This is a genomic window from Nostoc sp. JL33 (genome assembly GCF_017114985.1).
Classification (GTDB): Bacteria; Cyanobacteriota; Cyanobacteriia; order Cyanobacteriales; family Nostocaceae; genus Nostoc.
In genome coordinates this window covers 35,331-58,295 of sequence record NZ_JABXKP010000089.1, presented here as the reverse complement: position 1 = coordinate 58,295, position 22,965 = coordinate 35,331, and the positions used below count along the sequence as shown (strand labels likewise).

Genomic DNA, 22,965 nt, shown 5'->3' with positions numbered 1-22,965 from the left:
TTGGATGGTTTACCCACTGCTGTTACTATATTGCACCCAACTGAGAACCGCTATATTTTATATCCTGTATCATTGTATCCGCCCGAAAGGTATAATTTACCACCACTAACAGTAGCAGCGGCTTCTTGGTCAAGGTCTTGCACCAATTCGATGCTGTAGAGGTCTTGGGTTTGGTTTTTGATGTTAGACATTGTTTTTATCCTTAATTAATTGAGTCTGTGCGGCGATCGCGTTTTAGGTGTTCGCCTTCACTGCACCCTTTTACAATAGATAAATTTAATTAGACGCACATCGTCAAGTTAGGAAATTGACTTTCCAATTTTGGAAAACCAATTTTTGAAGATAACTAAAACTTCTTAGGAACCCGAACAGGTAGGCAGTTGTGGCCAAAAACTGTGAGGAGGGACAGTAGATGCAGAGGCAGTGAGAATCACCTCACCATTAGCTCCGTACATCCATCCCTGAGCTTCAATCAGTGGCGCAGATTTAACAAAATGGTAAGGTTTGCTGCTAGTAGTAGGGTTTTTGGGGTCGAGAGCGTTTTCTTGTGGCGCTGAGATACTTGCGCTCTGGACAGTTGGAATCTGATAAGTTTGATAGGGTGCAATTGAGGGGTCATCTGGCATTACTGGCAAACCTCCGTTACCCGTGATGATGAATTTCCCTTCTGGTCGTTTACTCCGTGCAATGCAACTATTGGCAATCAACTGTGAAGTATCGATGATGTTTGTGGGCAGAGCAGTTAAGCCTTGACTAGGGTTAACATCAAGCGTGTTAAGTTGCACTACGCCATTAAACTCAGAACCACGAGCAGAATTAGCTGTAATGTCACTTAATGGCGTGGGTTGTAGACGAAACTGAGTGCCAAAGATGCCCGAAGCATTGACAATTACTCGACCACCAAAGCTATCTTCAGCATTGGCACTGATGTCGCTATTTTCTTCTGGAACAGCGACTAGGTTATCGGTATCAATCGTAATATTGCCACCAGTGGCATTACCAGTAGCGTTGGTAGTAATGCTACTACCTCGGCGTAGGAGCAACAAGTCGCGCGATCGCAAATTAATATTTCCTTGTCCTCCATTTGTTGTATCAGCACTGATTGTTGCTTTGTTGTCAAGATCGATAGAGTTAGCTTCAACTATTAATGAGCCTGCAATTCCTGACCCTTGCTCACTGCTCACCGTTACTTGGGCTTTATCCTTTAAAGACAGCCTCCCGGTTGTAATGTTAATATCGCCTCCCTTGCCTACGCCTGTCAATTCCACAGTACTGAGTATTCCACTGTGGCTTCCATTGTTGCCCGTCCCTTCCAACGAGACTCTATCTTGAGCAAATATATTTATATTGCCTGCATTTCCTTCCCCTGCGGTTCTGGCATTCAATACAGCCCCATTTTTCAGATCAAGTGACCCAGTGGTAATCTTGATGTCAGCACCCTTGCCCACCGCATTTGGGAACATATTGCTGAATGCTCCACTCGGAAATCCATTGCTACCTATCCCATCAAAGGTAACGGTATCCCCGGCAGTAATATTCACACTGCCTGCATCCCCCTTTCCACCATAGTTGGTAGCAACCAGCTCACCACCATTTGTAACAAAGAGTGACCCAGTGGTAATATTGATATTGCCTCCCTGACCTTCGGCTTTTTCCCCTACTCCACTGAGTACCCAAGTTACATTTCTGCCATTGGTACTTACCCCATCCAAGGAGACTGTATCTTGAGCAAATATATTCACACTGCCTGCATCTCCTTTCCCATCGACTCTGGCATTCAATTCAGCGCCATTTTTTAGATAAAGTGACCCAGTGGTAATCTTGATGTTGCCTCCCTGACCTTCGGCTCCTCTCCGCACTCCGCTAAGTATCGAGCTGACATTTATGCCATTGCCATCCAAGGAAACTGTATCGCGGGCAAATATATTCACACTGCCTGCATTTCCTTCCCCTGCGGTTCTGGCATTCAATACAGCGCCATTTTTTAGATCAAGTGACCCAGTGGTAATATTGATTTCGACACCGTTGCCCACCCCGTTTGGGAACACATTGCTGAATGCTCCACTCGGATATCCATCGCTACCTATCCCATCAAAGGTAACGGTATCGCGGGCAACGATATCTACCTTACCTGCATCCCCCTTTCCACCATAGTTGGTAGCAACCAGCTCACCACCATTCGTAACAGAGAGTGACCCAGTTGTAATGTTGATGTTGCCACCTTTGCCTACGCCTGTTGCTCGTAGAGCACTGGATGCATAACTGGCATCAAAGGAAACGGTATCACGGGCAACTATGTTTATACTGCCAGCCTTCCCCTGTCCAGAGGTTTCGGTATTCAGTAGACCGCCATTTCTTGCATAAAGCGATCCGGTCGTTATATTGATGTCGCCACTGTTACCTACAGCTGTTGATTGCACCGTATTAGAGATACTACTTCCATTCAGGTTTATTGTCTGTGCTGCATTAATTTCAATATCTCCCGCCTGTGAGTCAACAGAACCCAACTCTGATGGTATCCCTGATTGTAGCTGTGTACTTTCTCCAGTCATATCCAAGGAACGGGCATTGATCGCAATACTACCCCCACCACCAGCGAGTACATTGACATCAGTACCATTGCTGAGATATACATCAGCTCGTTCAACGCCATTAGGAAAACTTAAATCAAGGTATGAGCCATTAATACTCAAACCAACTGTACCAATGTCTGCCATACCTCCCAACTCCACATTTCCACCCGAAGCTAGGAGTTGACCACCCTTAAGCTCCACATTACCGCCTACAAGTGCTAAGGTCTGACCCGGATTAACTTTTAAATTGGAACCTTGTAGCTGAATCTTTCTCGGATTTCTTCCAAATTGTAAGCCAATGGGTACATTCATAGTCAGTAAAGGTGGAGTTTGAGAATTTACAGCACTGAATTTAATCCCATCACTAAAATTAAGACTATTAGCTGTACTTGCAATAAACGAACCGCCAATATTCAGGGAGGCATTGGAGTTAAAGACAATTCCATTCGGATTGATTAAAAATAAATTTGCTGTGCCATTTGCCCGAATCAACCCATCAATATTTGAGGCTGAGTTACCTGTGACGCGAGTGAAGATGTTCTGAATCTGCGTCGCATTATTAAAATATGCCTCCCCGCCTGTAGGTACGGAAAACTCGCTAAAACTGTGGAACAGGTTGCTACCTCGAACTGTTCCACCTTCAATTGTGCAAGCTGTACATCCCGGTGCGACACTGGAATTTACCTCAAGTGTATTATCAGGAATAATTTGGGCGTAGACGGGGCTAGTGATTACAAAAGCACAGCATCCCGTTATAGTTATCGCCCCAGAACCAAATAGTAGCGATTCCCAGCTTCGATAACACCTTAATTTAGCTTTCACAATACTTATAGACTCCTCACAACCAGTTAGTCATACTATGTCATCAAGTTTCACAATTTGTCATATTCCTTAACTAAGGTGCTGATTTTCCAATTTTGGAAAACTAAATTCCTCAAACTGCAACACAGAGTCAGCTGATTATTTGTATCCTAGTCTTGAACGATAAGTTTTACTTAAATGGCAAGTTAATTTCTCACCACAAAAGTTAGACCTCCGATAGTTTTGGTAGGTTTGATAAATATATTAAAAAGTAAACCAGTTATGAACCGAGAGCCAAAGCAAACTTTGCAAAAGTTTTTAGTTGTTGACGACCACGAAGCAATTCTTCAAGGTACAATTCCAGCGCTAAAGGAGAAATATCCAGAAGCGGAAATCTTCGCAGCTCAGGATGCCCAAACGGCGTATCAGCTATTTGAACGCCACCACCCAGACTTGGTAATTGTGGATTTATGTCTGCCAGAAAAGCCTCAAGCTCCAGCTCAGGTTGAAGTTGGTATGCAACTGAGCAAAACTTTGATGGAAAGCCCTCTTGCCCCTAACTTAGTGGTGCTAAGTACCAATGTCAAACCGTTGGTACGTCTCAAACCGATAATTAATGCTTATGAAGGTGGCTTTGCCGCTATGGATAAGTCTTTGCCGATCCGCGAAATGTTAAAGTTAGTTGACTTGGCATTGCGCGGCTCTATTTATTTATCTTCAGAATTGCGATCGCGCCCAGAATTTGACCGAAAATGGATCGAGGTACTGACGCTGAAATATCAAGAAAGCTTAACAGATAAAGCGATCGCTCAAAAAATGAAGTTGAGCGATCGCACTGTTAGAAATTACTGGATTAGACTGCAAGATTCTCTGGGTGTCTATGACGAACCTGGTAAAGAATTGAGAATTCAAATTGAGATCGCAGCTAGAAAAATCGGATTAATTAATTGATGAAGTTCACGCTTCCTATAAAAAACAATTTCTGGAAAAAAGTTTATAAACAATTGAAACCCTGGCGAGAAGTAGTTCTGCCAGGACTCTCAATAATCCTGTTAATCGTGGTTGCTCGCTCAACAGGATTATTGCAATCGCAAGAGTGGCTTGTATTCGATCAATTGCTACGGATGCGGCCTAATGAAGCTATCGATCCACGGGTGGTAATTGTAGGCATTGATGAAGAGGATATTAACTATGTAGGAACCTATCCCATACCGGATAAAGACATTGCTAAAATGTTGAGGATTCTACATACTTACAAACCTAGAGTCATCGGTCTGGATATTTTTAAGGATAAAGATAGTAATTCTGATCGTGCAGACTTCGCACTTGCCTTAAGAGAAAATGCAAATATCATTGGAGTTGAAGTTGCATTAAATCAGAAACGAACTTTTAATGTTAAGCCACCGCCGGAGTTACCTCCCGAACGAGTCGGCTTTGCAGATGTAATAGTTGACCCTGATGGCAAGTTACGCCGCAGCTTAATGGCAAGCAAGACTTACACGGGAAAACTTAAATACTCCTTACCTCTGCGTTTAGCACAACTCTATTTGCGCGAACAAGGAATTGTATTTCATCATGGCAGTCATTCTTACGATCCTATCGGGTTTAGTTCGAGTCAGCTAGTCCGGTTTCTCCCCAATTCTGGCGGATATGTGGGAACTGATGCTAATGGCTTTCAGATATTATTAAACTTTCGCTCTGATCCTGAACCTTTTCGCATCTTATCTTTGAGAGATGTCCTCACTAAAAAAATTGATCCCAATTGGATTAGCGATCGCGTCGTGATTGTCGGCATGACTGCCTCAAGTATTAAAGATAGATTTATCACTTCAGCAGTCAAACGTACATTTTATACTAAAGATTTAGGATTTGAAAATTCTGCTAATCAGTATCAATGGATTTATGGTGTAGAGATTCATGCCCATGCCACCAGCCAAATTATTAGTAATGTTTTAGACAGACGAACACTGTTAAAAGTGTGGCCTAAATTTTGGGAATATTTATGGATTTTAGCTTGGGGTTTACTTGGCATAATTCTGGGTTTAATTCTGCAATCTCCTGCAAAAACATTGTTGAGCCTTGGGTTAGCTAGCATCGGACTTGTGGGAATTTGTTATATTTTCCTAGTTGTGGGTTGGTGGATTCCTTTAGTACCAACCTTGTTAGCTCTAACAAGCGCAGGGCTGACAACATTTTTTTTCGACCGAGATTTAAGAACATTACTCGAACAACGCAATCTAACTCTCAAGCGCTGTTTTGAGACAATCCATAATGGGCCTCTGCAAACGCTGGCTGTAATTTTAAGGAGTCTTGGCGAAGAAAACATAGAATGTGAGAAATTGCGATCGCAACTTGAACAAGTGAATCGGGAATTACGAAGTATCCCTGATTATCTCGGTCAAGAAATGCTTAGTGGTAATGACAGTCTCTATTTGGACGGAAATGAGGTTCTCGATCTGCAAACTCCAATTGCTGAGTTACTTTATCATATTTACGACAGTACCTTACAAAGAAACTTTCAAGGATTTAAAACAATTCAAAGTTTTATTCCTCCCAATTTTGAGCCACTAGAAGATTGCTACTTAAATGCAGAACAAAAGCGAGGCTTGTACTTATTTTTGCAAGAAGCTTTATGTAATGTCGGCAAACATTCGCAAGCAGCTACCCGTCTTGATGTTATTTGTACGCGATCGGCAACCGAGTATTGCTTGCAAATAATTGATAATGGATCTGGAATTATATCCAAATCTAACTATCAAAGTGGCGGGCGAGGAACAGATCAAGCTCAAGATTTAGCCCGAAAATTGAGAGGTAAGTTTCGACGATTTCCTCACTCTCCCCAAGGCACTGTCTGCGAGTTGAGTTGGCCTGTAGCAAGAACTTGGCGACAACGATTTTTGTATCCAGGCAATTGGAAATTTTTCTCTACCCGCACTGATGTAATTTAAGAAAGCACCATTCGTGAGAGATTAAGATAACATTACTTTTGTCAATTAGGAATTATGCTGAAATTTGAGGAAAACCGGAGGTATGAAGTTAACTGTTGTGTTGGATAAATAGCTAACTTGAAACAGAAGTTTTATTCTTTTTTAATTTCTGTTTTAGGTTATCTGAAATTACGTTTTTTGTACTCCAAATTCCTAAAGCCAACAACCCGAATGTGACAGAGGGTTCTGGAACAGAGTCAACTCGACGGAATTCGATGGGTGTGGCGATAAGCAAATTACCTTTAGGATCAAAAATCCTGTCTAGGGAGTCGATCCTACTCGGCTCAATAGTTACGTTGGAAACCACTTTGAAGCCATCACTTGTTATACAGCCATTGGGAGCGTTATTCCCAATATAGCTGTTCGGCTCCCAAAATAATTGCAAATTACAGGTGTTCTTCTCAACAACATTGTTAATACTAACAGTTCGCGTAGACTGAGAATGATTGCATAACCCGCGTACAGTATTTTCATTCAAAAAGCTGCTAATACTGAGATTCACAGCCGAATTATCTTCACTAAAAGAATAAAGGCGTAGGCGTTCAAAACCTGGACTTTCTTGTTCCAGATAAACGTTCTGTGTGTCAGCCAGAGGATTAGTATTATCCAGTTGCACACTACAATTTGAGATCGTAATTAATGGCACAGAAGCGCTATTAGCAACCTGTTGAGCATTATCAAAAAAACCAGTGAACCACTGTGCTACTTCCTTCACCTGTGTCTTAATTGGTGGGGCGATGGTGTCAGCACGGCTTTGTTGAAGAAATGAAAATGTTGTGAGTAATACTGTCAAAATTGATACTTTGAGAAAATGCATATAAGTTCTGACTTCAACAAGAGCAGATTACAGACAGATGATAAATAATTTACACTATTAAGCCCGATTTGCCGCCAATAAATTTATTTCTGGGGTAATTTCTAACGGATTTATGAAATACTGTATTTAGTGATGCGATCGCAACACCAAGACTGTGCATTGCCGAAAGCGATCGCCCATTAAGTAAAGTATTACTTTGTGCTATCATGCAACGCTTGCCATACCGTATTCGTCGCGTTTGGGGAGTTCTCTTTATGACAACCCTAACCTTATGCTTGTGGTTAGCACATCCCTCTCTAACAATTGGGTATAAGGGAATCGCAGAGATAGCAACAGCTAAATCGTCGGCTTTAACAGAGCTAGTGCAGCAAGGACTTGAGCTATATCAAACTGGCGATATTCAAGGAGCAATCAAGTCTTGGCAAAAAGCTCTCTCTTCTTCTCAAGAGTCTAGCAGCAATTCTGCTGAGAGAATAAGTATTTTTACATACTTAGTTAGAGCATATCAACAAGTAGGTCAAATACCTGAAGCGATCGCCCAATTAAAACAAGTTATTGCTTACTATCGTCAAACAAACGAGCCGATAAAAGTAGGACGGATGCTGACAGAACAGGCTCAACTCTACAGTAGCTTGGGACAGCACCGACGGGCAGTTGCCATTTTGTGCGGTCAAAATCAAATCAATTTGCCATGTACTCAGGATAGTGCCCTAGAAATTGCCCGCCGCCAATCAGATCATCTCGGTGAAATAGCCGCTTGGGGAAGTTTAGGAAATGCTCATCGTCTCCAAGGTAAGTACGAGCAAGCTATTCAAGATTTTGAACATAGCGATGAAATCGCCAAGCGTATCAATAATCAAACTTATATAGCGTCTAGCTTAAATGGTTTAGCCAATACTTACTTTTATCTGGCTAAGGGGAATGAGCGTCGTGCTGAATTCGCTAGCGAGGTAGGCGATAACAAAGCTGCCCAAAAATTCCACCAACACACTATTGGCAATGAGAACCAAGCTGTACAATATTTTGAACAAAGCCTGAATCTAGCTCGTAGCCAGAACGACAGAGTAAACGAATTGCGATCGCTACTAAGTCTAGTTAGGCTTTACGATCGCCAACATCGTCAGGATAAAGCCATAGTTAACAATACATTACAGCAAGCGATCGTTGTATTGGAACAATTACCAGACTCTCGTGAGAAAGTCTATGCGGCGATTCAACTCGCTAATCTTTTACAACTGGTTAACCAAAAGAGCGAGTCGTTCACTACTGATGCAGCAACCCAATGCTTAGAGTCAGAATCGTTACTCCCGTCTATTGAACTACTCAACAAAGCTGTAAAAATCACTCAAAAAATACAAGATCGGGAGGGAGAATCCTTTGCCAAAGGTCGATTAGGACATATTTACGAATGTCGCCATGATTATCAACAAGCGATAAATTTAACTCAACAAGCGCTGATTGGTGCGATCGCAAACGAGAGCCTTTACTTGTGGGCGTGGCAGGCGGCACGCCTATCTAAAGCCACAGGTCGGGTGAAAGAAGCGATTAATTTTTATGAACAATCTGTTGACAGCCTCAAAAGTATCCGCCGCGACCTGACCTTAGAACAGCGAGATTTTCAATTTGACTTTCGAGACAATGTTGAACCAGTTTACCGCGAGTTGCTTGAGTTACGCTTAGAGCAAACTGAGCATCTTGTTCAAGAATCTGATATTCAACAGAATTTACAATTTGCCCTTCTAGGAATAGATCAGTTAAGGCTAGCAGAACTACAAAATTATTTAGGTAATGATTGTGCTTTAGCACTGATTCAGCAACCAGTGCCATTAATCGGAAAAAACACTGCTGTCTTGAGTTCGATTATCTTGAAAGAGCGGCTGGCGATCATTCTGACCTTGGCTGACGAGCATCAAAAATTTAAATCACGATTTTTTTGGGTACCTGCTAAGAGTCAAGAAGTCAAAGATGTAATCAATGGCCTGCGAGTAAAACTAGAAAAACGCTCCGATTTGGAAAACAGTTATAAAGCCAAAGCTCAACAAGTGTACGACTGGTTGATTCGTCCTTTTATCAAAGATTTAGAAATAGATAAAATCGAAACTTTAGTGTTTATCCAAGATGGAATTCTTCGGAGTATCCCGATGGGGGCGCTGTTTGACGGCAAGCAATTCTTGATTGAAAAGTATGCGATCGCCACTGCTCCAGCACTGACTCTAAGCAATCCAATACGCTATAACCCTGAAGAATTAAAAATATTGGCTTTCGGCTTGACACAGGCAGCTACCATTGAAACGGATGCGGGTGCAAAATATTTTGAGCCGCTTAGTCAAGTGAAATTAGAGCTTAAAACCATTACAACGAGTTTACCTAAAAGTAAGGGCTTACTGGATCAAGACTTTACACCTGAGCGCTTGCAACAAGAGTTAGAAAAAAATACTTACTCAGTAATTCATCTAGCAACACATGGCAAGTTTGGTATTGATGATAGAGAAACTTTCTTGGTGACAGGTAAAAAAGTTGAAGCAAATAATCAAAAATCTGGCAGAACTGAGACTTATAATGAAAAGTTGACAATAACCGATCTTTATCAACTAATTAGTAATACTCGCGATCGCAATCATCCGATAGAGTTATTGACCTTGACAGCTTGTGAAACAGCAGTAGGTAGCGATCGTGAAACTCTAGGTCTAGCTGGAATCGCCATCCAAGCCGGATCTAAAAGTGCTATGGCCTCTCTGTGGAAAGTTGATGATACAGCAACAGTGCAACTGATTGCCAAATTTTATCAAAGCTGGCACAGTGGATTAAGTAAGGCCAAAGCTTTACAGGCGACTCAAATAGCTTGGCTACAAACGCATCAGCACCAACTCGAAAGTCACCCTGGATATTGGGCACCATTCATTCTTATTGGTAACTGGCTGTAAATCAGTGAACAGTCAACAGTAGACATAAGCGTGAAATTAAATATGCGTTACCCAGAACCCTTGTAGAGACGTAGCAGTGCTACGTCTCTATATTCTTTTTCACGCCTATGTCTAGTTAATCACTGTCTTAAATTTGAAATTTTGGCTCTATCGCTCCTTTTATGGAATCTAATAATAAATAAACTGGTCTTATAGACTGTGTTATTAGATTGACTGGGTTTTCAGGTTTTAAAGCTTCCCAATAAAACCTGAATTTTAATCCCACAGTACAAAGGGAGCGATAGAACCGAAATTTTTCAGTGTTTTTTGGTTGAAATTCAAACGTTTATACTAGCGCTGCAATTGATGAATTGTGCTTTTTGTAAGTTCTACTTTAATTTCTTCTTTCAGTCCGGTTTCAAATTCATTTGCTATCTGTTCTAAAAGAGATATCTTTAATTCTCTCAGCTTCGGCTGATCCTTTGAGGTTAAAGCGATTTCTAAAGTGTTGTACCACAAATCAGCTTGGTTATAGAGATTTGCCTTAATTAAAATATCATTGCTCTGAGAGAGTTGCTTTTCCAAATCTGGTTTAACTGAAACTACTTTCATCGCAACTGTAGCAAAGGGATTGCCTGACGGGCGATTAGCGTCGCAGACTAATTCGACTTGCCAAAGATATCTTTGGCCAACTAACAATTCTAGATTGGACAGAGATAGCATCATAATTCCTGGTAAACTTTTAAAACTTTCGTCTTTAATCTCTTTTACCAACTTAGATTGTTTGCTAGCTTGGTCATACTCATAAAGCCGAAACTCCATTTGCCAGGAGTCAGAATTGCTGATAAACCAAGCAAATGTAGGACGGGTTGCCGAAGTTTGCCCATAAATTTGGGAAGGTGCAAGCAAAATCAGGGCTGGAATGCTAATTGAAGATGGCTTGGGCTGAGTTTCGCATCCTCTAGAGCCACCTGAAGTTCCCGTAGTCTGAGGTGGGGGATCGTTGTTACCATCAGCTAAGGCTGTTGTAGGCATCAATAACAATAAGCTCAAGCCAATATCAATGGATGTAAAAAGGCTTTTCCTCAAACATTTCTGGGAAGGGCGTAATATCTGAGCCATGTTCTACCTCGATAAGTTGCTAGGATAAGTCTTAAGAACATATCTGGTTAACAATACCTTCGCCAAAAAAAGAGTTAGTCTAGCTTTTGCCGAAATAGCCCAACACAAGAGCGTGCAATACTCGTAAGGCAAAACGTCAAATCCCAGTCCAGATGCATAGGACAGTATAAATTCTTTACACAAAAACCATAGAGGATTTTATTGGCTGAGTTTTTTGTCTGATAGCAAAAACAAGCGTGTATGATCTAGGCTTGCTCTATGCCAATACTCCTAAAGAAAGCGAAGGTATTGCCTTGATGATCTGAAACTTTACTTATATATATTATGGGTGTGAGCGAATCAATATATGCAGTTAGTGATAAAAATTAAATTGCCGCATCCTCGTAGCGCTTATTTGCGGTAACAGACATCTTCCACAGTGCTAATATGTCGAACATGGGCTGCTTCTAGCTGGTGCATCTCAATGAATGTAAAAATATCCCTGAACCTAGCGAATGGAATTCGCACGCCAGTTGCTTCTCCCAACGCGAAGTAGCGTCTCCTTGGCGCAGCCTCTCGTAGAGAAGAGTTGGGAAGACGCGCAATTTCCAAGTCGGGAAACCGCACCTGTTGCACTGGCTTGGCTATACAGACTAAACCCACGGACGTGGGTTTCAAGTTCTTTGAATAAGCGCAGGCGAACGAGAGTTTGTATACCCGCGATTTCTAATTGCCAGGTATATTTGCACTCATTGAAATGCTCACCTTGTAGTGCCTACAAGACCTTACACTGCCCATGATGCCGTAACAAATGGTCACACAGAACCAACGCTACCATTGCCTCAACCATTGGAACTGCACGCGGTAATACACAAGGATCATGGCGTCCTTTCGCTGCTAATAGCGTTTCTTCGCCCTCACGAGTTACAGTCTTCTGCTCTTTCCTAATTGTTGCTGTCGGCTTAAATGCAACTCGCAAAATGATATTTTCCCCGTTGGAAATCCCCCCTTGAATACCACCAGAACGGTTTGTTAGTGTGCGGATTTCACCATTTTGATCAATATAAAATTCGTCGTTATGCTCAATTCCCGTTAGCAGGGTTCCCCCAAAACCGGAACCAATTTCAAAGCCTTTGCTAGCAGGGAGAGACATTACACCCTTAGCGATATCAGCTTCCAATTTATCAAATACTGGTTCGCCCAAAGCTTTGGGCACATTTCGCGCCACACATTCTACGACACCGCCGATAGAATCCCCTTGTCTACCAGTTTGCTCAATTAATTCAATCATGCGATCGCTGCATTCAGCATCGGGACAACGGACGATATTGCTTTCCACTTGTTCTAAGGTGACAGTATTTGGATCAACGATACCTTCCAAGTCTTTAATGCGCTTAACGTAAGCGATAACTTCGACATTGGCGACTTGACGGAGAATTTTTTTAGCGATCGCACCTGCTGCTACTCTTCCGATTGTCTCACGCGCTGATGACCTACCCCCACCTTGCCAATTGCGAATGCCATATTTGGCATCATAAGTTGCATCTGCGTGAGAAGGCCGATATTTCTCGGACATCTCGTCGTAGTCTTGGGGACGAGTATCTTTGTTCCGCACCAAAATTGCTATCGGCGTTCCCAGAGTTTTGCCCTCAAATACCCCGGATAAAATCTCGCAGGTATCCGCTTCTTTGCGAGGGGTCGTAATTTTACTTTGTCCGGGACGCCTTCTATCTAGCTCTACTTGAATTTCTTCTGCTGAAATTTCTAGTTGTGGAGGACAACCATCAATCACAACCCCCACACCGCCGCCGTGAGACTCGCCAAAAGTAGTTATCCGAAATAGATGACCAAAAGTGTTGCCCATGATGTTGAGGAAAAAGGTGAGGCTTATGTATTTTACCTAGAGTTATTGCAAAAGTTTATTTTTGCTCTGAATCTTTGTAGAACTTTCCGCTATTTTTTAACATTTATGCAACAGAATCTTTGAGTTTTTATCCAACTATCTATAATATTGGTAAATACCTCATTTGTTGCTAACTTAAATCAAAAAGCGCCCTCCCAATCTGGGAGAGCGCTTTTTGGGAATAGCTAAACTTTACTATTTAACCGTTGATAGCAGGAGCAGTTAGAGCTACAGGAGCAAAATCACCAGCAGCCAAATCTAGGGGGAAGTTGTGAGCGTTGCGCTCGTGCATTACTTCCATACCCAGGTTAGCCCGGTTGATTACATCTGCCCAAGTTGCAATCACACGACCTTCAGAATCAATGATTGATTGGTTAAAGTTGAAACCGTTCAAGTTGAACGCCATTGTGCTTACACCCAAGGCGGTAAACCAGATGCCGATTACAGGCCACGCTGCTAAGAAGAAGTGCAAGCTGCGGCTGTTGTTGAAGGAAGCGTATTGGAAGATTAAGCGACCGAAGTAGCCGTGGGCTGCAACGATGTTGTAGGTTTCTTCTTCTTGACCGAACTTGTAACCGTAGTTAAGGGACTCAGTTTCGGTAGTTTCACGAACTAAGGAAGAAGTAACAAGAGAACCGTGCATTGCAGAGAACAAACTTCCGCCGAATACACCTGCTACACCTAATTGGTGGAAGGGGTGCATTAAGATGTTGTGTTCTGCTTGGAACACGATCATGAAGTTGAATGTTCCAGAAATACCCAAGGGCATACCATCAGAGAAAGAACCTTGTCCGATGGGGTATACCAAGAATACTGCACTTGCTGCTGCTACTGGTGCTGAGTAGGCGATCGCAATCCAAGGACGCATTCCTAAGCGGTAGGATAGTTCCCATTCACGACCCATGTAGCAGAATATGCCAATCAGGAAGTGGAAAATTACCAATTGGTAAGGGCCGCCGTTGTACAACCACTCATCTAGAGAAGCTGCTTCCCAAATTGGGTAGAAGTGCAAGCCGATAGCGTTGGAGGAAGGTACTACTGCACCAGAGATGATGTTGTTTCCGTAGATTAAGGAACCTGCAACAGGTTCACGGATTCCATCGATGTCTACTGGAGGTGCGGCGATGAAGGCGATTACGAAGCAAGCAGTGGCGGCTAGCAGGGTGGGGATCATGACTACGCCGAACCAACCGATGTAAATACGGTTGTTGGTGCTGGTGATCCACTCGCAGAACCGATCCCATACGTTGGCGCTTTCGCGACGTTGTAAGGTTGTTGTCATGGTTTTATAAGTGCGGTTAGTTATTTATGAATCAGGCGGTTTTGTTTTTGCCTGTGAATATACTTTACAATGCTTTACAATTTTTTATCAAGTTTTATTACTTCAGTAAACCTGATATAACCTATTAGCTTTACTTATTTAAAGGTAAACAACGAGGTTAGGATACGCCAAAGTTCTCTTTTGTTTATATGACATCTATATATATGATGGTTGGAGAAATTCTTATTCTATTTTGGTTCTATTGCCTACTGGACTGGGAATAATAGCTTTGTAGATTACCGCTATTCCAAAAAAAATTAACCCTCGGCTTACCACTGGGGGCTTTTTTTGTTTGGCAAAATGGCATATCTCTAAATTAGACGGTTGCTATGGTATTTGAGTAGGATACATTCCATGCGAAAGTACTGACTTGCATTACCCCTGGCAGTTTGCCAGGGGTTTTTATTGGATTTTTACTTTAGTAATTGTGGAACTCTAAAAAAATTTTCGCTTCCTGAAATCTTGCAAGGTGTAGATAAGCCACATTGTACGGTTTCAGGAAAGTACAACTCATCTTCCTAGCAATATCTTCCACAAACGCAGCAAAACTTGTGTCTTGCTATTTTCGACTACCAGGAAAATCTGATAATCGAGGTAAGTAAATAGCCGTAAAACCTAAGAGTAGATAGGCAGGCGTCCTGCTTATCCACTTTTAATTTGTTGAAGGTGCGATCGCGGGGTAAGTGACTTACTAGATCACTAAACGGAATGAAATGAGCGCGGATTGTCTTTTCAGCAGTGCCCTATGTTAAATTCCCGGTAGAATAAACTGTTACCAGGTTTAACAAGTGTGATGACGTACCCGCCCACCGTAAGCGATTGCACTTTTACACTCAACTAATAAGGAGTTATTCAAGATAATTTGGTCAGAAAGCAGCAGGTGAAATATGAAAAAATTCTGCTAGTTCTTCAATATGTCTAGTTGTTAATTTACGCCGCTTTTTCAATATGGCCGATATAATAGATTCTGTTTTAAAAATAGGTACTAAATCTTTTTGGAGTAGCCGATTTTCTTCTCTCAAAACCTGAAGTAAATATACTCCATAAATATCAGGCACGGCCTGTTTAATGATTGGGGTTTTTCGCTTTAGCCTCAATCGCGGTATTTCGGTAAAAAGATACTTGTTACCAGGGTTAACAAGTGCGATAGCTTATCGCACTTCTACCACTCAAAGCAATATATGAGTAGTGATCCTAAAATTCCCTGCTTTTCCGAATTAATTAGGGATAGCGATTTTAATTCAACTAAAGAAGTGTCAATATAGGCTTATATAGAAATGAAAAAATAAAGCGCAACGAATTAACGATGACAGAAGCTAAAAACGTAATCGATGGAAACCTAGAAGCCTGCTGCACTTCTCCCATAACTGGGTTTTACCGCGACGGTTTTTGCCGCACAGGTGGTCAGGATTTCGGGTCGCATGTCATATGTGCCGAAGTGACATCAGAATTCCTGGAGTTCACCAAATTGCGGGGGAACGACCTGAGTACACCTGTTCCTGATTTTAATTTTCCTGGACTGAAGCCTGGCGATCGCTGGTGTTTATGTGCTTCTCGTTGGCAAGAAGCTCTCGATGCTGGCGTTGCTCCACCCGTCATACTTTCAGCAACCCATGCTAGAGCTTTGGAAGTGGTTTCCCTAGACGAACTGAAAAAACATGCCTTAACTTCGTCTTGATTCGGCATTGGGCATTGGTTGGTTCTTCTCCTGCTTCCCCTGCTTCCTACTCCCCACTCTTGACTCAGCACGGCCTAAACGCAAGAGAAGAAAGCTAACAGCACTACTCCCCCACTCCCCACTCCCTTTTCTACAAAGAACGCTGTAACCCTATCTTGTTGTTAATAGTCGTTTGGATAGTGCATGAAGCTGGACTTGTACTAAAGTTGCAAGTATAGGTTGCCAAGGGTTCTTTTTGATAATTAAATACCCGGACATTGTAACCAAAGTTCCGTGCAGCGCTACCCAAGCGATTTACGAAGTCGTAGCGCTCTACATACTCTAGTAAGCTCCAAATTTGCTGATTCACGATCAAGTCTACTCGTGCAGGTTCTTTTTCAGAAGCTGGATATGCTATCCAATTATCCAATAGCTTTTTCTCAGAGTTTTGTTGTGCCCACCATAAGCTGGGAACGGTTAATCCTTCTGGATGAATGGTGTTAGCTGTGATTACATAGTCTTTTGGCTTTGTCAATAAGTCTAGTTCCAGAGGCGCAGTAGAAGGCGACGGTATTAGGCGCATTTGCGCTAGTGAGGGCGCAACTGGTAAAGCTGTGAGGGTGATGGTTAGTAGTAATAAAAAGGATGCCTGGCGATGGCTGCGCCAAGGGCGATCGCACAATTTGAGTATATGCATAGCTGATGCTAATTCGTAATTCGTAATTTGTAATTAAGGCATAAGTCAGAACTCGCACAATTTAAAGTTTAATGGCAACTATACGAATTCTTCGATAGTCTGCTATCCAAGTTCCTTGTCGATACAGTGTTGGCTTAAGATATTCCTCGATGACGCGAATTACTTGTATTTGTTGCTCACTAGAAAGTCCTGCTAAAAAAGTACTGGCGAACATCCCAATCCAGTTTGCCATACCTGCTTCACCGTCTGCTAAAGGAGTTGGACGAGCAAAAAGCATGGCATAGATGACATCAAAGCCTTGCTGTTCTAATAGGCTGGCATATTCAGCAATACTAGGAAAATACCAAGGATTTAGGGCTTGTGCGGGAATATTAACTGCTTCTAAGGCGCTTTCCAAAGCTGTGGCGATCGCCTTTATATTCCCTTTACCCCCAAATTCTGCGACAAAACGCCCTCCGGGTTTTAGGGATTGATGTATGGAAGCGATCGCACTATCTGCTTCTTTCACCCAATGTAGTACAGCGTTGGAAAACACAGCATCCAATGGCTTGCCTACTTGAAAATTTGCCGCATTCGCAACATCAAACCGGATATCGGGATAGTTTTCTCTTGCCTTTTCAATCATCGCAGGTGCGCTATCAATTCCCCATACATCAGCACCAGCTTGGGCAATTTTTTCTGTGAGTTGTCCCGTACCACAGCCAAGATCCAAAATGGATTCTCCTGGCTGAGGGTTGAGGAATTTTAGTAAGTCCTCACCATACTGCCAGACAAAAGCGTGTTTATCTTCGTAAAGAGCAGCATCCCAATAATTTTTAGGTATTGAAAGATTATTCATAAGTAGTGAAATTACAGTGTGTTAATTTGCGGATTGATGACCGCCTGATCATCACAGTAGAAAAGATTTTTAATTATGTCCAATATATGTTTTCACTTTTAGCTTATTATCCTAATGCAGATACTCCCATAGGGCCACGAGTTACGCCCAATTGATTTTGCAACTTCAACTCGCGCCATAGTTGAGAACCTGTAATCTCGCCTTGCAGTAGTTGACTATAGCAATGTATTGTTTTACTCACTTGCTCTGGTGTCTCATTCACAAACTCGATGCGAAAGCGACGTAATCCCAGTTCTATGAGGCGTTGTACGTACTCGGCTCCGGTTTGAGCAGTGCCGTTAAATACAGTATTGCGACAACCTACATCGGCTTTGAGGACATGTTCGCTACCAACGCGATCGCGCAATTTTACTTCCTGCTTTTCACAAGGACGTCCACAGTTAGTGTAGTCTGTACCCGTTGATAGAAAGGCACAAAATACACAATGTTCCATGTGAAACATCGGCATGTGTTGATGGATTGTCACCTCAAACCACTGGGGTGGGCAACTGGTAAGCAGGTCTTGTAGTTGGGTAATATTCAGATCGTAGGATGCCGTCAGCCTTTCTAAACCAAAGTGTTGCTGAAAGTAGTCTGCTGTTAAGGGATTAGCAACGTTGAGCGAAAAATCTCCAATACAACGGTCTTGAGCAAAGAATTGCAATTGGTCATAGTTGCGTATTAGATAGCCATCTGCTTCACAGGCACGTACTTGCTGCAAAATCCAATTTTCCCCCGGTTTGGTAATTCGGGGAGGTGCAACCCAAATTGTGGGGAGTTGGGAGTGGGGAGTGGGGAGTTGGGAGTTAGGAGTTAGGAGTGAAGAATTGTCTGCTTTGTTTTTTTGCTTTTGTTGGCGCACCATTTGAACGGCTTCTCGGTAGGCGCGGGGGTCTTCAAATTCACAGTATAGGGTTTCAATACCAGCTTTCAGGGCAGCTTGGAGTTGCTTGAGGTTTCGTACTAAGACGATGAGTGAGGGAGATGTAGCTTTAGCTGACCGCAGGGTGGGAGATGAGGAGGGGAGTAGGTCTTGGAAAGAGACATCAGAACGTAATTGCCAGCGTTTGGGTTGACTTCGCAATTCTTCCAACTGCACGACAATTTCCCGCCGCATCCGGTTCAATTCACTTACGGGTAGCATAAAGATACCACTGAGGTGGTTGGTTAGCGTTCCCAAACAGAAAGGTGTGTTACCGAGACGACCGAATTGTTCTTGCAAACGGTCTGTATCTAGGGGTTTGGTGTGTGCTTTCACCAATGAAATTGCAGACTCGACCTGTACAATATTACCGAGTTGATCACGAGCGATCGCAATCAACGCCTGACCAACTTCTCCATAAATTTCTATATTAATCGGACGCTGAAATTGTGGGTTCTCGCCAGCAAAACTCTGCCGCAGTTGCTTATCGAGTTCTGGATCACTGGTTTTCCAAATGCGATCGCCTATATGCACTCGGCGCAGGTTCAAGTCATTTCGACCAAAGGTTAGCATGGTTTCTTTACCTTTGGACACCACAGCATAAACCCGGCCGCCTTCTTCCTTCGCCTCTGGATGACCGCAGTCAAATACAATTCCATCTCCTGGTTTTACAGGCGCTTCCAGTTTAACTGTTACCTGTTCGTTGTGAATGCGGCTGACTTCACCCAAATAAACCCCACGTTTTTTACCAAAGTGGGCGTGAACTAGTTCCTGATTATTAATCCCGCCAAACCAACCCGTGTAGAGTCCGCGAGAAAATGCCATTTCTAGGTTGTAGTGTTCTTGATCTGATTGACCTCTCCCCCAGCCCCTCTCCGAAACGGAGAGGGGGGTCTTTATTCCCCCAACGCTGGTAGGGAAGGGGGTTAGGGGGTTAGGTCTTTCCAATTCCGTCATCACGCTATCCAAAGCTTGCCGATAAACACGGGTGACATTAGCAACATACTCTGGGGCTTTCAAACGACCTTCAATCTTGAGACAAGTTACTCCTGATTTCACCAAATCTGGCAAAACATTTAAGCCTGCTAGGTCTTGAGGACTGAGTAAATATTTGCGTTCTTTTAAATTTACAACTTCGCCATCAGCGATTAAATCGTAGGGCATCCGGCAAGCTTGGGCACATTCACCTCTGTTTGCAGAACGTCCGCCTAAAGCCTCGCTAGTCAAACACTGACCGGAATACGCTACGCATAAAGCACCGTGAACAAAGACTTCCAAGGGCAGCGAAGTTTCCTGTTGGGCAATCTGCTGCTGAATTTTATTGATTTCCTGAAGAGAACACTCACGCGCCAGCACCACCAATTGACAGCCGAGGGACTTGGCAAATTCCACCCCAGCCGCACTAGTGATTGTCATTTGGGTGGAAGCATGGATGGGAAAATCGGGCGACAGGTGACGAATGAGACGGCAAATTCCGACATCCTGGACAATGACCGCATCCACACCTGCTGCAATAATTGTGCGGAGATATTGCTGTGCTTCTGCTAGTTCTTTGGGAAATATTAGTGTGTTGACAGTAACATAACCCTTTACGCCGCGACGGTGCAGAAATGTCATCAATTGGGGTAAGTCTGCCTCAGTAAAGTTTTGTGCCCGCATTCTGGCGTTGAAGCGATCCAAACCGAAGTAAATCGCATCTGCCCCATTTTCCACAGCAGCTTTAGCACAGTCCCAATTACCTGCTGGCGCGAGTAGTTCTGGACGTTGAAGGGAGGGTTGGGAAGGGGGGCGTAGGCGTAGCCCATCGGAGATATCGCTTTTCATCAGATTTAGGGTTAAGTAGCACCATAGTGATTTTATCTAAGTTGGTGGGAAATGGTGGGGAAAGCATAGGGTGAGGTTTGGTTATTTAGCATCCTGATAATGAATTTTTACTTAAGTCCAACGTTGACTGATGCGTTCTCGTAATTTTCTTTGGCTATCATAAATTTGTTTTTGAGGTAAAGAAATATATAGACTATCTTGTTGCAAGCAATATTCAACAAATAATTTAATAATAACTACCCAATCTTGTCGAGTTCTTTTCTTTTTAAGAAAATCACGCACACGCATAAGATAACTTTGACTAGCGATAGGCGTATTTAAAGCCATTTGACCTATATAAATTCCTTCTTTTTCTTCAACAGCAAATTCGTAATGTATACGTCCGCAAGGAGTAATTTTAACTCTTTGTGATTCGTAAATATTTGCATCAGTTGGGTCATAGGTTTCAATGAGGCGATAATCCAGAAGAGCCTTTAAGTGTTCCTTAACTAGAATCCTGTTGATTGTCACAGGCTCAAAATAATTTAGAATATCATCAATATACAGATAATTCTTTTCTGTATCTGAGTTCTCAGAATATGTGTCAGATAATAAGCGTAGTATAGATAACCTCAGTAGTGGGCTTGTAATACTGCTAGGTTGAACTTCAAAAAGGTTTAAAATAAAATTGCTATCTTTTTGATAAAAGTGATTATAATCTCCAACTAATAGTGCTTTTTTGATTTGCCAATGACTAATGTGAGACTTTTTACCAATTACATAAGCATTTACAAGTAAAGAAATATCAGTGATAGGTGAAGTGATAATTCTTCGAGCAATTTGTAAACTTCTTCTGATATCATGATTAGAGAGCCACCCTACTACGCGTCCTATGTAATCTTCATTAATAAATATATCTTCTACAGCAAAAGCAAAAGCGCTAATGTTAGGAATTGATAAGCGAATACCTTTTTTAGTAAAGTATTTTTTACTCCCTTCTGAACCTTCTATTGCTTTTTCTTTTATAAATTCTATCCGTTTAGCTAAAACGTCTTTTGTAGACGGTACAGGAAGATAAAAAGCTTGATTTTCATATGACTGTAGTGGGCCTGACTTTGACAACTGCCAAATCGTTCGATCTGTTATTGGACAAATAATAAATGAAAAAACTTTTCTATATATAGATTGTGCATATTGAAACACTGCTTCTTGGAATATCTGTGGGAAATGATCAGTGTTATCAAAAACTATACATGGCATTAATCTTCTTGCTTTAGTAGCATCTTTAATTAATTTCATTACATAATCATCTGGATGTTTTTCAGTAAAATCTGCAATATATTCTCCAAATTTTTCCTTAAATTCATTTTTGTTCCTTTCATACAAAGGCTTACGCTCACCACATCTCCATCTTTTATATTCTTGATAAAATACTCCTTGAAGTTCGCTATATGATGGATATTCATCCTTAAATAAGCCATTTTCTAACTCAATTTTTAGTTGCTCTGTTAGCCAACTAGTAATAGTAGCTTGTTCCCCATTAGAATCAGCTAAATCAACCCTAATTAATAAACAATTTTCTCTAAGACTCTTGTCTAATATTAAACGAAAAAATCTATCGATAAATGTAGTTTTACCAGCTCCTTTATTACCTATTATTAAAACAAATTCTCCTTTCTGTAATTCTACAGAATTACGGATTTGATTTTGTAGCTCAATACCCTTCGCTGAATTAACAATATCAATTCTATTCAATAAGTTTCGTGTTATTTTTTGTAAATTTTCATCGGCTTCTCTACTTTCTTTTGATTCCACAAAACATTTGGCAAGCATATCAGGATCGTCTTCCCCTGACATACTACTGAAAAAGCTGTGGTAGACATTCTCAATATCTTTGAATAATGCAGACTTTGTAAGTAAATATCTATCAGAATTCTCAAGTACTGAATAAAGAGATTCATTATGACTAATTTTTAATCCTTCCGCCTCATATATGTACGTTTTGTATAAATCTTCTAAGATTCCCTCTCGTGAGAACACGTCGTAGAAGGTAGCAAAATTCTGTTGAATAGATTCAAGGTTAGGGAATACAATTGCTTTACCCTCACTTGGAGGCGTACCGTCAGTACGAAGGGCCCAGAAGCCAATCCACTCAAAACCTGTTGTCAAAGCACAAAACAACACAGCTTTGTCAGTACAATAGCGTTTTGCTTGATTTAATCCATCTGCTGCTGACTCAAGCGCAGAACCACCAACTTTGTACCAAGCCATACGTGGTTGACGAGTATCAATCAGTAGCTTTGATGTTCGCTTCGCCTCCACTACAAGCCTGCTGCGTCCTCTAGACGTTATTAGGTAATCAATATAGCCACTGTCTGTATGAGGCTCTGTAAGAATTTCTTCTCTCTGCCATCCCAAAACTTCTGTCAAAATGCGGTCAATAACTTGGAACCGTGCATCCTGTTCAGTCTCAATTTTTATGCAGCTTTGTGTTAATTCTGTATATAGTGAGTTAAATTTTTCTTTTGCTTGATCAATATTCATTAACATCTAATCCTTTGCAGATACTACAGATTAGCGGCTTGAGGCTGCTAATAGTATAT

Annotated in this window: 16 protein-coding genes; 4 read left to right on the top strand and 12 right to left on the bottom strand. The window is 41.9% G+C overall.

Annotated features, from left to right (window positions below; genetic code table 11):
* Window positions 1-50: 50 nt before the first annotated feature.
* A complete protein-coding gene (locus HWQ23_RS26455; protein WP_292835101.1) occupies window positions 51-191 on the bottom strand; it encodes a hypothetical protein in 141 nt (46 codons plus the stop codon).
* Window positions 192-356: 165 nt separating this feature from the next.
* Window positions 357-3,395, bottom strand: a complete 3,039-nt coding sequence (locus tag HWQ23_RS26450) for a two-partner secretion domain-containing protein (protein WP_292835098.1) — start codon at window positions 3,393-3,395, stop codon at window positions 357-359.
* A 261-nt stretch (window positions 3,396-3,656) separates the two neighbouring features.
* Here HWQ23_RS26450 and HWQ23_RS26445 point away from each other — a divergent pair, with 261 nt between their 5' ends.
* Window positions 3,657-4,325 carry a response regulator transcription factor gene (locus HWQ23_RS26445; RefSeq protein WP_292835095.1) on the top strand — a complete coding sequence of 223 codons (669 nt, stop codon included), beginning with the start codon at window positions 3,657-3,659 and terminating at the stop codon, window positions 4,323-4,325.
* 53 nt (window positions 4,326-4,378) lie between these two features.
* A complete protein-coding gene (locus HWQ23_RS26440) occupies window positions 4,379-6,322 on the top strand; it encodes a sensor histidine kinase (protein ID WP_292835092.1) in 1,944 nt (647 codons plus the stop codon).
* A gap of 112 nt (window positions 6,323-6,434) precedes the next feature.
* Here HWQ23_RS26440 and HWQ23_RS26435 read toward each other — a convergent pair whose 3' ends face one another.
* Both HWQ23_RS26435 and HWQ23_RS26430 read right to left on the bottom strand, forming a co-directional pair.
* Window positions 6,435-7,178 (bottom strand): chromophore lyase CpcT/CpeT, encoded by a 744-nt coding sequence (locus tag HWQ23_RS26435; protein WP_292835089.1) that lies wholly within the window; start codon window positions 7,176-7,178, stop codon window positions 6,435-6,437.
* Window positions 7,179-7,227: 49 nt separating this feature from the next.
* The gene (locus HWQ23_RS26430) at window positions 7,228-7,386 is read right to left on the bottom strand and encodes a hypothetical protein (RefSeq protein WP_292835086.1); all 159 of its coding nucleotides are present in this window, start codon (window positions 7,384-7,386) and stop codon (window positions 7,228-7,230) included.
* Between the two features lie 46 nt (window positions 7,387-7,432).
* Between HWQ23_RS26430 and HWQ23_RS26425 the strand changes: the two genes are divergently transcribed.
* The gene (locus HWQ23_RS26425; protein ID WP_292835084.1) at window positions 7,433-10,102 is read left to right on the top strand and encodes a CHAT domain-containing protein; all 2,670 of its coding nucleotides are present in this window, start codon (window positions 7,433-7,435) and stop codon (window positions 10,100-10,102) included.
* A 330-nt stretch (window positions 10,103-10,432) separates the two neighbouring features.
* On the opposite strand, the gene HWQ23_RS26420 is transcribed toward HWQ23_RS26425, so the two are convergent.
* The 4 genes from HWQ23_RS26420 to psbA all read right to left on the bottom strand — a co-directional run bounded on the left by HWQ23_RS26420 (window position 10,433) and on the right by psbA (window position 14,367).
* A complete protein-coding gene (locus tag HWQ23_RS26420) occupies window positions 10,433-11,203 on the bottom strand; it encodes a DUF928 domain-containing protein (protein WP_292835082.1) in 771 nt (256 codons plus the stop codon).
* Between the two features lie 390 nt (window positions 11,204-11,593).
* The gene (locus tag HWQ23_RS26415) at window positions 11,594-11,860 is read right to left on the bottom strand and encodes a hypothetical protein (RefSeq protein WP_292835080.1); all 267 of its coding nucleotides are present in this window, start codon (window positions 11,858-11,860) and stop codon (window positions 11,594-11,596) included.
* 97 nt (window positions 11,861-11,957) lie between these two features.
* A complete protein-coding gene (gene aroC, locus HWQ23_RS26410; protein ID WP_292835077.1) occupies window positions 11,958-13,046 on the bottom strand; it encodes a chorismate synthase in 1,089 nt (362 codons plus the stop codon).
* Between the two features lie 238 nt (window positions 13,047-13,284).
* On the bottom strand, window positions 13,285-14,367 hold the full coding sequence (gene psbA / locus HWQ23_RS26405) for a photosystem II q(b) protein (protein WP_104905973.1): 1,083 nt from the start codon (window positions 14,365-14,367) through the stop codon (window positions 13,285-13,287).
* 1,345 nt (window positions 14,368-15,712) lie between these two features.
* Here psbA and HWQ23_RS26400 point away from each other — a divergent pair.
* The gene (locus tag HWQ23_RS26400; RefSeq protein WP_292835074.1) at window positions 15,713-16,084 is read left to right on the top strand and encodes a DUF2237 family protein; all 372 of its coding nucleotides are present in this window, start codon (window positions 15,713-15,715) and stop codon (window positions 16,082-16,084) included.
* 130 nt (window positions 16,085-16,214) lie between these two features.
* Here the strand turns inward: HWQ23_RS26400 and HWQ23_RS26395 are convergent, their stop codons facing one another.
* The 4 genes from HWQ23_RS26395 to HWQ23_RS26380 all read right to left on the bottom strand — a co-directional run bounded on the left by HWQ23_RS26395 (window position 16,215) and on the right by HWQ23_RS26380 (window position 22,912).
* Entirely contained in the window at window positions 16,215-16,760 is a 546-nt protein-coding gene (locus tag HWQ23_RS26395) for a hypothetical protein (protein WP_292835071.1), read from the bottom strand.
* 61 nt (window positions 16,761-16,821) lie between these two features.
* The gene (locus tag HWQ23_RS26390; RefSeq protein WP_292835068.1) at window positions 16,822-17,598 is read right to left on the bottom strand and encodes a class I SAM-dependent methyltransferase; all 777 of its coding nucleotides are present in this window, start codon (window positions 17,596-17,598) and stop codon (window positions 16,822-16,824) included.
* A gap of 106 nt (window positions 17,599-17,704) precedes the next feature.
* Window positions 17,705-20,383, bottom strand: a complete 2,679-nt coding sequence (locus HWQ23_RS26385; RefSeq protein ID WP_292835065.1) for a U32 family peptidase — start codon at window positions 20,381-20,383, stop codon at window positions 17,705-17,707.
* A gap of 111 nt (window positions 20,384-20,494) precedes the next feature.
* Entirely contained in the window at window positions 20,495-22,912 is a 2,418-nt protein-coding gene (locus tag HWQ23_RS26380; RefSeq protein WP_292835062.1) for an AAA family ATPase, read from the bottom strand.
* Window positions 22,913-22,965: the final 53 nt, after the last annotated feature.